This window comes from Corynebacterium lactis RW2-5, assembly GCF_001274895.1.
GTDB lineage: Bacteria > Actinomycetota > Actinomycetes > Mycobacteriales > Mycobacteriaceae > Corynebacterium > Corynebacterium lactis.
In genome coordinates, this window is sequence record NZ_CP006841.1 from 175,032 (window position 1) to 187,705 (window position 12,674).

The following is a 12,674-nucleotide window of genomic DNA, read 5'->3' on the forward strand; positions in this document are numbered from 1 at the left end:
GCCAGAACAGGGGGCGTCGTCGGCAAGCGAAACAAGCGGGGTGGGCGCGCGCGGTTCCCTGGCGGGGCTGCTCGGCCCGGCGTTTGTGGCGGCGATTGCCTACGTCGACCCGGGCAATGTGGCGGCGAACCTGTCGGCGGGCGCGACGTACGGGTATCTGCTGCTGTGGGTGCTGGTGGCGTCGAACGTGATGGCGATGGTCGTGCAGTATCTGTCGGCCAAGTACGGCCTGGTCGCGGGACAATCGCTGACGGCGGGAGTCGCAGCGTCGTTCGAGCGTCGGGGCGCACGCAGCGAGCGGGCGCGGCGGAGAAATCGCGCCGGGCGGCTGCTGTACTGGGGACAGGCGGAGATCGTCGCGGCGGCAACCGACATTGCCGAGATCATCGGCGGCGCTACGGCCCTGCACCTGCTTTTCGGCACGCCAATGCTGCTCGGCGGCATGATTGTGGGCGTGGTGTCGCTGGGGCTGCTGCTGTTCCAGGGAGGGCGCTCGCAACGCACGTTCGAGGGCATCATTGTCGCGTTTCTGGTGGTCATCACGGTCGGGTTCCTTGCCGGTCTGTTTGTGACGGGCCTGAGCGTCGGCGAGATGGCCGCCGGCATTATTCCGCGTTTCGACGGCACCCACACCGTCGTCCTCGCCGCCTCCATGCTGGGAGCGACCGTGATGCCGCACGCGGTGTACCTGCACTCCGGGCTGGTCCGCGACCGCAACTTCGACGTGCGCGGCGACGAGTCCATCCGGCGTCATTTGCGAGCAACTCGCCTCGATGTTTTCGGTGCGCTGGTCCTGGCGGGCACGGTGAATATCGGCATGCTGTGCCTGGCCGCGGAGGCACTCCCGGGAATCCCGGGGACCGACTCCATCGAGGGCGCGCACGCGGCAGTCGACAGCGCACTCGGCCCCGTGGTGGGTGTGCTGTTCGCGGTGGGGCTGCTGGCGTCGGGGCTCGCGTCATCGTCGGTGGGGTGTTATGCCGGCGACATGATTATGCGTGACCTGCTGCGCATCCGCGTGCCGCTGCTCGTCCGCCGCGCCATCACCATCATCCCGGCACTGGTTGTCATCGCCACTGGTGTCGAACCGACCTGGGCTCTGGTGCTCAGCCAGGTGGTGCTGTCGATTGGTATTCCGTTCGCGCTAGTGCCGCTGGTGCGCATGACCTCTTCTGGCGCGGAGATGGGTAAATGGACCAACACGCCAATCGTCCGGCGCGTGGCCTGGGGGATCTGCGCGCTGATCATTGCGCTGAACGTTGCGCTCATTGTTCTAATCGCCACCGGGCAGGCGTAGGGCGCGCAGCCTCGTCGCCCGGGGTGCTTTCGGGAGTGGGGGTAGGTGGCGTCGTAAAGCACAAAAGCGGAAAGCAGCGAAAGGTAGACAAAGCGGTCTATTGGGTGTTAGGGTTGGCGCCACGATCAAGATATCGACGAGACATGGCCTTTGACAGCGTCGATAGGCAACCGCCCCACTCCCGGACGGTGCCCCAAAGGAAGATCAGCCCCTGTAGGGAAGAGATTCAAGGAGACACCAATGCCCGTACGCAACCCCCGCCAGTACGACCAGCCTGAACCCGAAGACGTTCGCCGCGCGAGCCAGGCCTGGGCGAGTCACAACGGCGACCCGCGCGACCTACCCCTTACTCCCGGCGTTGTAGTGCGAGAAACCATTGTCATTGGCTGCGGCCGCAGGTGCGCCGACCTCATCGTGAGCGGGCGGCCGGTGGGCGTGGAAATCGACAGTCGCCAGCTCGACCTCCACTCCCGGAACCTCGCGCCGCTGCCCTTCGACGCCGGCTTTTACGCCACACTCCGAGACCAAGGCCGCCGCGACTACCTCAGCGGCCACGTAAGCGGCGGGGCGCGTCGTGGTCGCATCCTCTGGCATGAGCTTGCCGACGGCCGCCGCTTCCTCACCCTCCCCACTCCCGGAAGTTACGCAGTCCTGCCCGCCCGCGAGGTCGAACGCAGCATCGACGGGGTGTGGCGCGGGGTGGTGAGGTAGGCGCGGGGCTGATGCAGGCATCGTGGCGGTGCGGGAAGTTCGGTGGCGAGCCCCGAATCGACCACCTAGCCTGGGAACATGCAGCATCGAGACTCCACCCCGCCTCCTTTTTGGCCTACCGAAGGTGAGGGCGACTACTTCACCGACCCCGCCGCAGCCGTCGACCGGCTCACGGAAATTCACCAGGCAGGAATGGACTACCTCATCGAGGCCTACTCCCGGACTATCGCCGAAGCGCTGGAGTCGGAGGCTCCCGGCGCTCTCGCGTTTTCGGGAAGTGTGCGCGCCTACTATCCCGAACTGCGCTTCACCGTCCACACCGGCAGCGCCGTCGAGCATGTCGACCCCTCCCTGTCGCACGGCTTCGTAGACCGCCCGGGAGTGTACGCCACCACCATCACCCGGCCCGTGATGTACCGCTCCTACCTCATCGAACAAATCAGTGACCTGCTCGCCAACCACGGCGGGGAAGTGGAAGTTCGCGTCTCCGAGCAACCCATCCCCCTGCGGATGTGCCGCGGATTCAACGCCGCGGCAGAAAAAGCGGCGACGCGGGAGGGGGCGTCGGCAAGCGTGCTGGCGGCAGTGGAGAAAACCTTCACCCCAATAGACTCCGCCTGCATCGACGACACCATCGCCGACGGCGAGGCAAACTTCCTGGACCTGCCCATCAAACCGCTGAGCCTTTTTAGCGCCCCGCGCATCGATCTGGCGCTGCAACGCCTCGAGCACTACACCGGCTCCCACCCAGCGAACATCCAGCGCTTCGTGCTCTTTACCAACTACCAACTGCACACGGACGTGTTCCTGGAGTACGCCCGGAGTCTCACTCCCGGAAATTCCCACGGCTACACCGCGCTGGTATGCCCGGGAGATGGGCGCTACGACATCGGCGCGATCCCCACTCCCGGAAAATGCCGCGAGCACGCACACTCCTCGCAGATGCCCGCCTACCACCTGCTTCGCAACGACACATGCGGCATCACCATCATTGACATCGGCGTCGGCCCGTCGAATGCGAAGACCATCACCGACTGCCTCGCCGTAACCCGGCCGCACTGCTGGATGATGGTCGGCCACTGCGCCGGCCTGGACGGGCGCATGCGTATCGGCGACATGATCCTCGCCAACGGCTACGACCGCGCCGACGGGGTCCTCGACAATTACGTGCCACTGGAGAAACCAATCCCGCCGATTGCGGAGGTGCAGCTTGCGGTCACCAACGCGCTGCGACGAGTTTCGGGAGTGAGCGGCGACGAGTTGAAGAAACGCCTGCGCACTGGCACAGTCCTGTCGACATCCGACCGCAACTGGGAGTGGCGCTCCCAGGCCGACCTGTACCGGGAGTTGCAGAAGTCCACCGCCATCGGTGTCGAGATGGAATCCGCCACCATCGCCGCTAACGGTTACCGCTTCCGCGTGCCCTACGGCGCGCTGCTCAGCGTCTCCGATATGCCGCTGCACGACAAACCCAAACTCCCGAAGTCCGCCCGGGAGTTCTACCAGTCCTCCAAAGAGGAGCACCTCATGGCCGCCGTGCGGGCGTGCGAGGATATGGCCGCGGACCCGACTAACCTCCACTCCCGGAAACTCCGCCGCCCGGTGGGGGAGGTCGCCTTCCGATAGCGGGGCCTGTCAACCCCTAAAACCCGTCTTGTGCATGCCTGTCGGGGACCTGTGGATGTCGTCGGAAAGCGGGCGGCGCGACGGCGGCCCATCATCTAACCTGAGCGGCATGACAACAATGGGGCTGCTCAGCGCGCTGGCTACGAGGGGGATTGACCTCCTCGCAGACCTGCGCGCCGCACTCCCGGAAAAATCCACCGGGCACCGGGAGTTGGCCGCGCGCATCGGCTTCGACCCCTTCCGGCTCAAGCGCCTGCTGCGCTGCGCCGATCGCCTTTTCGCCCCGCTTGACGACGACGCGGACGTCATCAATCGCGATGCCTCCGTCGCGCTGGCCCGGGAGCTGGGTTTGTCATTGGACACGGTAATGCAGGTGGATAAGCGCTGCGGGCAGATTAATAACGTCGAGATTCGGGAGGAGCATCGCCTGGATTTCACCCGCGCCGCCGGCCGCTACGACTTCGACGGCCTCGACGCCTACATGCGCGGCCGCGTCAAGGAACTAAACGACGAGGCCGCCCCGCCGCAGCACTTGCGGGCGCACGTCTCCCGGAAACCGGATATTCGCGGGATGAAGCACCTGCAGGTCACCGGGCCCGCCAACATGATCGACGACCTGGTCGCACCGTTGACTGTTCGCGCCGCCGAAATCGCGAAGGCACACGAGGACTATACCCGCGACCGCTGCGTTGGTCAGGCGCTTGCGGAGCGTCTGGCCCACGGGAGTACGGGGCCGGTAGACGCCGTCGATAAGCTGCGCTACCAGCCGGCACTCATCATCACCGCGCAAGACATCGTGGAGTACACCCCGCGGTATGCGGCGACGTCGAATGGCTCGACTCTCACTCCCGGACAATTCGTCGAGGCGTTGCTTGCCGACACCGGGTGGGTGCTGGTCTACGACGAGCACAACCAGCCAGCCGATCTACTCCCGATGCACAACCCGCGCCTGGCGACCGAAGACCAGCGTGTGGCCATGATCCTCGACAACCCAATCTGCGCCTGGCCCGGCTGCACCCGCCCCGCCCACGCCGGGCAGGCGCACCATCTGGTCGCTCGGAAAAACGGCGGGACGACGACCATGGAAAACATGGTCATGACCTGCAAAGAACACAACGCCGCCAACGATGACGACCGACAATGCTGCAACGGTCACCTCGAGCGTGACGACGGCTCCGGCGCCGTCTACCGGCAACCTCCCGACCCGCACTCGCCGCCCGAATACAACCTCGCCTTTGCGACGGCGCTGGCTGGGCGCGCGTACGCCACCTACCGCCACTCCCGGAATTCCTAAAATCTGCGGAGGAGGCGGGGCTTCGGCGTGTTTCAAGGCTGGACACACATACCCTACAGGGGTATATCTCAGGGTATGGCTACACAAACTTTTACTGTTACTGGAATGACCTGCGGCCACTGCGAAGCATCGGTACGCGAAGAGGTCTCCGAGCTCCCGGGGCTCAAGGACATCGAAGTAGACCGCTCCCGGAACTTCCTCTCTGTCTCCTCCGATGGTGCGATTGACGCGGACGCGGTCGTTGCGGCTGTGGAGGAAGCCGGCTACCAGGCCATCGCAAACTAACTGCCAACTTCCTGAAGAAGGTAGATGGAAATGCCGGAGCTACAACTCCTGGAAGTTGATATCCCAGTCGGGGGAATGACGTGTGCCTCCTGTGCCAACCGGGTCCAGCGCAAACTCAACAAGCTGGTAGGAGTGACGGCATCGGTCAACTACGCGACCGAAAAGGCCCACGTGAAAGCTCCGGCGGATATCAACCCTCAACAACTAATTGACACTATCGTTGCCGCTGGCTACACCGCTGAACTGCCGCAACAAGATACTCTGGACGAGTCAGATCCGGGAGCTACTCCCGGAGAAAAAGATCGGGAGTTGGAAGCTCTCCGCAACCGCGTCATCGGCTCCGTAACCCTCACGACTCCGGTGATTGCGATGTCGATGGTGCCGGCGCTGCAGTTCACGAATTGGCAGTGGTTGTGCTTGACGCTGGCGGCCCCGGTGTATGTGTGGGCGGGGTGGCCGTTCCACCGGGCGACGCTTAATACGGCTCGTCATGGCGATGTCACCATGGACACCCTCATCACGCTTGGCACGACTGCTTCGTTCCTGTGGAGTCTGTGGGCTCTGTTTTTCGGGAGTGCAGGCATTCCGGGGCTTAAGCACGAGTTCCAGCTCACCGTCACTCCCGGGCATGCGGGTATGAATATTTATCTGGAGGCGATGGCCGGCATCATCATGTTTGTGCTGATAGGCCGTTACTTTGAGAATCGCGCGAAGCGCACAGCCGGTCAGGCTCTCCGGGAGTTGTTGGAGCTTGGTGCCAAGGACGTCGCTGTCCTCGGTGATGATGGCGTCGAGAGGCGTGTTCCGGTGGGGCAACTCCGGGAGTCGATGGTTTTCGTCGTCCGACCTGGGGAAAAGGTTGCGACGGATGGCGTAGTGGTTGAGGGGGCGTCGGCGGTGGATGCGTCGATGTTGACAGGCGAGCCGGTGCCGGTTGAGGTGTCGGTGGGGGATGAGGTCACGGGTGCCACCATCAACACTTCCGGCCGGCTGCTGGTGCGGGCGACCCGCGTTGGTTCGGAGACGCAGTTGGCGCGGATGGCGGCGCTTGTGGAGGCCGCACAGAACGGCAAGGCTCCTGTGCAGCGCCTGGCTGATCGGATTTCGGGAGTGTTCGTCCCGGTCGTCATCGTGTTGTCGCTGATTACTCTCGCTGCGTGGCTGCTGACGGGGCATGACGCATCACAGGCGGTCACCGCTGCTGTCGCGGTGCTGATTGTTGCTTGCCCGTGTGCTCTTGGCTTGGCGACGCCCACAGCGCTGCTGGTCGGAACGGGCCGTGGAGCAAAGCTCGGTGTGCTGCTTCGTGGGCCGGAGGTCCTGGAGCAGACGCAGAAGATTGACACTGTCGTACTGGATAAGACTGGCACGGTGACGACGGGTGTGATGAGCGTTGTCGGGATCTCTCCTACTCCCGGAAATTGGCTGACGCTTGCGGGCTCGGTAGAGGCGGCGTCGCAGCATCCGATTGCGCAGGCGGTCGTGCGTGCGGCGAAGGAATCCGGGAGTCTACTCCCGGTGTCTGATTTCTCAGATATTCCGGGAGTGGGGGTGCGCGGCACCGTGGATGGCCACCAGGTCGAGGTGGGCCGCGCGTCTGCTCCGGAGAATTCCGGGAGTGGGGTGACGGTGATTGAGGTTCGCGTCGACGGCGCGGTCGCCGGCACGGTGTCGGTGTCGGATACGGTGAAGCCGTCGTCGGCGGAGGCGATTGCGAAGTTCCGGGAGTTGGGGCTCCGCCCGGTGTTGTTGACGGGCGACGCGGAGTCGCCGGCGCGTCGTGTGGCGGAGCAGGTCGGGATTGAGCCGGGAGACGTGATTCCGGGAGTACTCCCGGAGGATAAGGTCGCGACGGTCCGCACGCTCCAGGAGAAGGGGGCGCGGGTGGCGATGGTCGGCGATGGTGTCAATGACGCAGCCGCCCTGGTTCAGGCGGATCTTGGTCTCGCGATGGGCACTGGCACGGACGTTGCTATTGAGGCGGCAGACGTGACGCTGGTGCGCGGCGACCTGTTGGCCGCGGTGGATGCGGTGCGCCTTTCGCGTCGGACGCTCCGGACGATTAAGGCCAATCTGTTTTGGGCGTTTTTTTACAATGTCGCGGCGATTCCGGTGGCGGCTCTTGGGTTGCTTAACCCGATGCTTGCGGGGGCGGCGATGGCGTTTTCGTCGGTGTTTGTGGTTGGCAATAGTCTGCGTCTGCGCGGTTTCCGGTCGGTTTCTTGAGATTGATTAGGGTTAAGGATTTTTGATGAGTGAGCATTGTTGTTCGTCTTCGCTTCCCGACGCCCCCTGTTGCGCGCCGGGCTCAAATGACCCCAACGACCCCGCCCACCCGGATCACCCGGATCACGCTTACTTGGCGGAGAAGAAGCGCTATGCGGCGCGCATTCGTCGGATTGAGGGGCAGGTCCGCGGCATTGGTCGGATGATTGATGAGGAGCAGTACTGCATCGATGTGTTGACGCAGATTTCGGCGGTGAATTCTGCGCTGAAGTCGCTGGCGATGACGCTTCTGGACGCGCATTTGCATCATTGCGTGGTCAACGCTGCGAAGGCCGGCGAGGAGGAGCTGGATGTGAAGCTCGCTGAGGCTTCGGCGGCGATTGCCCGGCTCACGAAGTAGCTACTCCCGGAAAAATTTTCTGCTTGCCGACGCGCCGAACGCCCCACTCCCGGAAAACGTTCATTGGCGCCCCACTCCCGGAGTTTTATTTTGGGCGTGGGGCGACGTCGTAAAGCGTGGTGTTTTGCCTGGTGAGGGTGCTGTTTTGGGTTTTTGTGTGCGGTTGGGTAGTCTTTAACGACGTTGGAGGATTCGACTAGCGGCCTATGTCACACGCCTGGAACGCGTGCGGGAGTCACATCCCTCGTGGGTTCAAATCCCACATCCTCCGCAATTGGAAGCCCTCGGTAGTTTTTCTACCGGGGGTTTTCCGCTTGTTTGTGATGGTCAAGTGCCAATTATTCTACGCCCACTCCCGGGATTTTCACGGTTTTCGAACACCAATCCGCATCACAGGCTACCGTTGTTTTCGTACGCGAAACTTGGGAGTAGTCACATGTCTGACCGTCGACCGTCACGGTTTAAGTCGTATTTGTCGCCGTTTGGGGCGCGTTTTCGGCGCAAGGTGGGGCCGGGAAGGGCTGCCGCTGCCGGGCTGAGTGCTGCGGTGCTGCTCGCCGGGGCTGTGGGCTGCGGAGCCCCGGCCGACGAAGCGCGGGCGCAGGCGCCGGTGTTGCGGATGATGGGGCCGGCGGATGCGGCGGATCAGTACGCGGAGTCGGCGAAGGTGTGCTCGGAGCAGTCGGGCGGCAAGTACAAGATTGAGTACGATGTGTCGGCAAAGCAGTCGGATGACCAGCGTCTTCAGCTGGCGCGGCGCATCGTGGGCGGGGACGATTCCTTCGATATCATGACCTTGGATGTGACGTGGACGCCGGAGTTCGCCGAGGCTGGTTGGGCGGTTCCTCTGCCTGACGACGTCGCGGGGAGGGTTGCCGAGGGCACACTTTCCGGCCCGCTAGATACTGCGATGTGGAAGGACCGTCTCTACGGCGCTCCGCTCAACACGAATACGCAGATGCTGTGGTACCGAAAGTCGCTGCTCCCGGAGCCGCCGAAGACGTGGGGCGAACTAGTCGCGGCTGGAGAAAAACTTGCTGAGCAGGAAAAACCGGCCGCGATTGGTGTCCAGGCCGCGCAGTATGAGGGGGCGGCGGTGTGGCTGAATTCGCTGACGCAGTCCGCAGGTGGCGAGATTGTGGGCGGGGACGGCCAGACCGTGACCATCGGCGAGAGCGATGGGGCCCAGCGCGCGCTGGAGATGATGCATCGTGTCGCCACCGCGAAGGGGCATGATCCGTCGATTTCGCAGTCGGATGAGAATCAGGCGCGGCTTGCTTTCGATCGCGGTGACGCGTTCGCCCAGGTCAATTACCCTTTCGTCTATGCCGGCCTGAAGGAGAAAGCTGATGGCGGGGACGCGAAGGCGAAGGAGATTTTCGAGGATATGGCCTGGGCCCCGTACCCGGCGATGAATCCGGGCCAGCCCGCGAAGGTGACTATCGGCGGCCTGAACCTGGCGGTGCCGTCGACGTCGAAGTACAAGGATCTTGCGTTCGATGCGATCGAGTGCCTGCGCAATGAGGAAAATCAGCTCAATAACGCCCTGAAGGGTGGCGTCCCTCCGACGCTGTCGCGCCTTTATACGGAGGCGACGGATGAGTTCAAGGAGGAATACCCCTTCTACCGGGAGATTTACGAGTCCCTAAGCAAGCTCGATGAGCAGCCGCAGTCCGCTGCGGAGCGTGCGCTGTTGCCGTCGCCGCGCCGGGCGGGGGTGGCGGTTCGCCCGAAGTCGCCGGCGTATCAGTCGGTGTCGATTCTGCTTGCGTCGAGAATCAGTCCGCCGGAGGGAATCGCTGCCAACAGCCTGGTCGAGGAGTTGGACAAGCAGCTCCAGTCGGCAGTGAAGTCGGAAGGATTGGTGCCGTAGATGTCTAGCCCATCAACCACATCGAAGAAGGAAGCCGCGGAGCTTTCCGACGGCCGCCGCGCGGAGCGCCGCCTGGGTCTGCTGCTGGTATCACCCGCGCTTATCCTGATGCTGGCCGTGACGGCGTACCCGATTGGCTACGCGATCTGGCTGTCGCTCCAGCGCTATGATTTGCGTTTCCCGGATGATCGCGAGTTCGTCGGCCTGCAGAACTACATTTCGGTGCTGACCAGCAACTACTGGTGGGAGGCGCTGGGGGTGACCGCTTTTATCACCCTGCTTTCGGTGGCGGTGGAGTTCGTGCTGGGTATGGCTATCGCGATGGTCATGCACCGCGCGATTTTCGGCCGTGGCATTATCCGCACGGTGGTGCTGATTCCGTACGGCATCGTTACGGTTGCCGCCGCCTATTCCTGGAACTATGCCTGGACACCGGAGACTGGGTACCTGGCCAATTTGCTTCCCGACGGTTCGGCGCCGCTCACCGAGCAGTGGCCTGCGATTTTCATCGTTATTGGTGCCGAGATTTGGAAGACGACGCCGTTCATGGCTTTGCTTTTGCTCGCGGGCCTGGCCCTGGTCCCGGATGATGCGCTGAAAGCTGCGGAGCTGGACGGCGCTGGTTTTTGGCAGCGTTTCTTCCGCATTACGCTGCCACTGATGAAGCCGTCGATTCTGGTGGCACTGCTGTTCCGTATGCTGGATGCCTTCCGTGTTTTCGACAACATCTACATCCTGACCAAGGGAAATAATGGCACGGGATCGGTGTCGATTCTGGGTTACAACAACCTGTTTAAGGCCTTCAACCTTGGCGTGGGATCGGCGATTTCGGTCCTGATCTTCCTGTGCGTGGCGTTGATTGCATTCATCTTTGTCAAGGGCTTCGGCGCTTCCTCGCCGGGCGCGGGGCAGAAGGGCTGAGAGGACTGACCATGGAAACTACACCGAAACAAAAGGTCGCCTGGGTCGTTGCTTTGGCGTTGGTTGTGCTCTACGCGCTGGTGCCGGTGCTGTGGATTGCCAGCCTGTCGTTTAAGCCGACGGCTGATCTTCACGACGGGCACTTTATCCCCCGGAATTGGACGCTCGAGAACTATAAGGGAATCTTCTCTACCAGCGAGTTCACGCGGGCGTTGATTAACTCAATCGGCATTGGTCTGATTACCACAGTGCTGGCGGTGCTGGTCGGTACGATGGCCGCCTACGCGATTGCCCGCCTGGAGTTTCCGGGCAAGTCGGTAATCCTGGGAGTGTCCCTACTGATTGCGATGTTCCCGCAGGTATCTCTAGTCAGTCCGCTGTTCGACATCGAGAGGCGTCTCGGTCTGTTCGATTCGTGGCCGGGCCTGATTCTGCCGTACATCACGTTCGCGCTGCCTATGGCAATTTTCATTCTCTCTTCGTTCTTCCGGGAGATTCCGTGGGAGTTGGAGAAGGCTGCCCAAATGGATGGCGCAACGCCGTTCCAAGCTTTCCGCCTGGTGGTCGCACCACTGGCGATTCCGGGGATTGTGACCGCCTCGATTCTGGTCTTCATTTTCGCCTGGAACGACTTCTTGCTGGCGGTGTCGCTGACCTCTACGGAGGTGGCGCGGACGGCACCGGCGGCGATGGCGAACTTCACCGGCTCGTCGCAGTTCGACGAGCCCACCGGCTCCATCGCGGCCGCCGCAATCGTGATTACCATTCCGATCATCATTTTCGTGATTATTTTCCAACGTCGAATCGTCGCCGGCCTGACTTCCGGCGCTGTGAAGGGATAGGGCAGAAGACAAATGGCTGAGATTGAACTGAAGCACGTATACAAGCGCTTTCCCGACGGTCATGTCGGCGTGGATGACGCGAACCTGAAGATCGAGGACGGCGAGTTCATCATTCTCGTCGGCCCGTCGGGATGCGGTAAGTCGACGACGCTGAACATGATCGCCGGGTTGGAGGACATCTCCGATGGTGACCTTCTCATTGGAGGTAAGCGTGTCAATGATGTGGCGCCGAAGGATCGCGATATCGCGATGGTGTTCCAGTCCTACGCGCTGTACCCGCACATGAGCGTGCGCGACAATATTGCCTTCCCGCTGAAGCTGGCGAAGATGCCTAAGAAGGAGATTGACGCGAAGGTTTCGGAGGCCGCCGAGATTCTGGATCTCACGGAGTTTCTGGATCGTAAGCCGTCGAATCTTTCGGGTGGTCAGCGCCAGCGTGTGGCTATGGGGCGTGCGATTGTGCGCCGCCCGAAGGTCTTCCTGATGGACGAGCCGCTGTCGAACCTCGACGCGAAGCTGCGCGTGCAGATGCGCACCGAGATCTCGCAGCTGCAGGAGCGCCTGGGAGTGACCACCGTCTATGTCACGCACGACCAGACTGAGGCGATGACATTGGGCGACCGAGTTGTGGTGATGAAAAAGGGCGTTATCCAGCAGGTCGGCGCGCCGCATGAACTCTACGGCGCCCCGCGCAATATCTTCGTCGCGGGCTTTATCGGCTCGCCCGCCATGAACTTTGTCCCCGCCACTGTTGCTAACGACGGCGCCAGCGTCGACACCGCTTTGGGGCGCCTGGCGCTGAGGACGAAATTGCAGCCGGGGCGCGCGGTGATTATTGGCTTGCGCCCGGAGGCCTTCGAGGATGCTGCTCTTACCGACACCACCGACACCACCGTCGAAACCCCGACGACCGAGGTGAAGGTCAACGTTTTGGAGTCGATGGGCTCCGAGCAATTTGTCCATTTCCCACTCCTGGAGGCTGATGTCAGTGGCCACGCGGCTGCGGCTGAGGCGGGCATTGCTGAGAATTTCAATGGCATGCTTGTGGCTCGTGTCAGCGCCGAGTCGAAGGCGCGACGTGGGGAGTCGCTAACGTTGACCATCAACACCGCGAAGGTACACGTCTTTGATGCGGAGTCCGGTGAAAACCTGGGCTTGAAGTGATTGCTGCGATGTCCTCACCCGCTCTGACCTTCGCA

The 12,674-nt window shown here is 62.6% G+C and carries 11 protein-coding genes, 1 tRNA gene and 1 riboswitch; all 12 genes read left to right on the forward strand.

What is annotated here, in order from left to right; genetic code table 11:
• Nucleotides 1-58: 58 nt before the first annotated feature.
• The 12 genes from CLAC_RS00710 (at nucleotide 59) to CLAC_RS00765 (ending at nucleotide 12,639) form a co-directional block, all read left to right on the forward strand.
• Nucleotides 59-1,297: an Nramp family divalent metal transporter gene (locus CLAC_RS00710; protein WP_169750351.1), complete on the forward strand. Its 1,239-nt coding sequence runs from the start codon at nucleotides 59-61 to the stop codon at nucleotides 1,295-1,297.
• A 123-nt stretch (nucleotides 1,298-1,420) separates the two neighbouring features.
• Nucleotides 1,421-1,527: riboswitch (SAM riboswitch) on the forward strand.
• 10 nt (nucleotides 1,528-1,537) lie between these two features.
• Nucleotides 1,538-2,008, forward strand: coding sequence for a hypothetical protein (locus CLAC_RS00715; RefSeq protein WP_245621913.1), 471 nt, complete (start codon nucleotides 1,538-1,540; stop codon nucleotides 2,006-2,008).
• 78 nt (nucleotides 2,009-2,086) lie between these two features.
• Complete coding sequence (locus tag CLAC_RS00720; protein ID WP_053411280.1) at nucleotides 2,087-3,634, forward strand: AMP nucleosidase; 1,548 nt, start codon at nucleotides 2,087-2,089, stop codon at nucleotides 3,632-3,634.
• Between the two features lie 34 nt (nucleotides 3,635-3,668).
• Nucleotides 3,669-4,928 (forward strand): HNH endonuclease signature motif containing protein, encoded by a 1,260-nt coding sequence (locus CLAC_RS00725; RefSeq protein ID WP_245621914.1) that lies wholly within the window; start codon nucleotides 3,669-3,671, stop codon nucleotides 4,926-4,928.
• 75 nt (nucleotides 4,929-5,003) lie between these two features.
• Nucleotides 5,004-5,213, forward strand: a complete 210-nt coding sequence (locus CLAC_RS00730) for a heavy-metal-associated domain-containing protein (RefSeq protein WP_053411282.1) — start codon at nucleotides 5,004-5,006, stop codon at nucleotides 5,211-5,213.
• 30 nt (nucleotides 5,214-5,243) lie between these two features.
• Nucleotides 5,244-7,439, forward strand: coding sequence for a heavy metal translocating P-type ATPase (locus CLAC_RS00735; RefSeq protein ID WP_053413153.1), 2,196 nt, complete (start codon nucleotides 5,244-5,246; stop codon nucleotides 7,437-7,439).
• A 25-nt stretch (nucleotides 7,440-7,464) separates the two neighbouring features.
• Nucleotides 7,465-7,839, forward strand: coding sequence for a metal-sensitive transcriptional regulator (locus CLAC_RS00740; protein WP_053411283.1), 375 nt, complete (start codon nucleotides 7,465-7,467; stop codon nucleotides 7,837-7,839).
• A gap of 185 nt (nucleotides 7,840-8,024) precedes the next feature.
• Nucleotides 8,025-8,110: transfer RNA gene (locus tag CLAC_RS00745), tRNA-Ser, on the forward strand.
• Nucleotides 8,111-8,275: 165 nt separating this feature from the next.
• A complete protein-coding gene (locus CLAC_RS00750) occupies nucleotides 8,276-9,712 on the forward strand; it encodes an extracellular solute-binding protein (protein WP_082312941.1) in 1,437 nt (478 codons plus the stop codon).
• Nucleotides 9,713-10,633, forward strand: a complete 921-nt coding sequence (locus CLAC_RS00755) for a carbohydrate ABC transporter permease (protein WP_053411285.1) — start codon at nucleotides 9,713-9,715, stop codon at nucleotides 10,631-10,633.
• A gap of 11 nt (nucleotides 10,634-10,644) precedes the next feature.
• A complete protein-coding gene (locus CLAC_RS00760; protein WP_053411286.1) occupies nucleotides 10,645-11,475 on the forward strand; it encodes a carbohydrate ABC transporter permease in 831 nt (276 codons plus the stop codon).
• Nucleotides 11,476-11,487: 12 nt separating this feature from the next.
• Nucleotides 11,488-12,639, forward strand: a complete 1,152-nt coding sequence (locus CLAC_RS00765) for an ABC transporter ATP-binding protein (protein WP_053411287.1) — start codon at nucleotides 11,488-11,490, stop codon at nucleotides 12,637-12,639.
• The last annotated feature ends 35 nt before the right edge of the window (nucleotides 12,640-12,674 follow it).

Bases quoted from the DNA above. Each gene is read 5' to 3' on its own strand.
- CLAC_RS00715 (WP_245621913.1), top strand. From the start codon at position 1,538: ATGCCCGTACGCAACCCCCGCCAGTACGACCAGCCTGAACCCGAAGAC.
- CLAC_RS00720 (WP_053411280.1), top strand. From the start codon at position 2,087: ATGCAGCATCGAGACTCCACCCCGCCTCCTTTTTGGCCTACCGAAGGT.
- CLAC_RS00725 (WP_245621914.1), top strand. From the start codon at position 3,669: ATGCCTGTCGGGGACCTGTGGATGTCGTCGGAAAGCGGGCGGCGCGAC.
- CLAC_RS00730 (WP_053411282.1), top strand. From the start codon at position 5,004: ATGGCTACACAAACTTTTACTGTTACTGGAATGACCTGCGGCCACTGC.
- CLAC_RS00735 (WP_053413153.1), top strand. From the start codon at position 5,244: ATGCCGGAGCTACAACTCCTGGAAGTTGATATCCCAGTCGGGGGAATG.
- CLAC_RS00740 (WP_053411283.1), top strand. From the start codon at position 7,465: ATGAGTGAGCATTGTTGTTCGTCTTCGCTTCCCGACGCCCCCTGTTGC.
- CLAC_RS00750 (WP_082312941.1), top strand. From the start codon at position 8,276: ATGTCTGACCGTCGACCGTCACGGTTTAAGTCGTATTTGTCGCCGTTT.
- CLAC_RS00755 (WP_053411285.1), top strand. From the start codon at position 9,713: ATGTCTAGCCCATCAACCACATCGAAGAAGGAAGCCGCGGAGCTTTCC.
- CLAC_RS00760 (WP_053411286.1), top strand. From the start codon at position 10,645: ATGGAAACTACACCGAAACAAAAGGTCGCCTGGGTCGTTGCTTTGGCG.
- CLAC_RS00765 (WP_053411287.1), top strand. From the start codon at position 11,488: ATGGCTGAGATTGAACTGAAGCACGTATACAAGCGCTTTCCCGACGGT.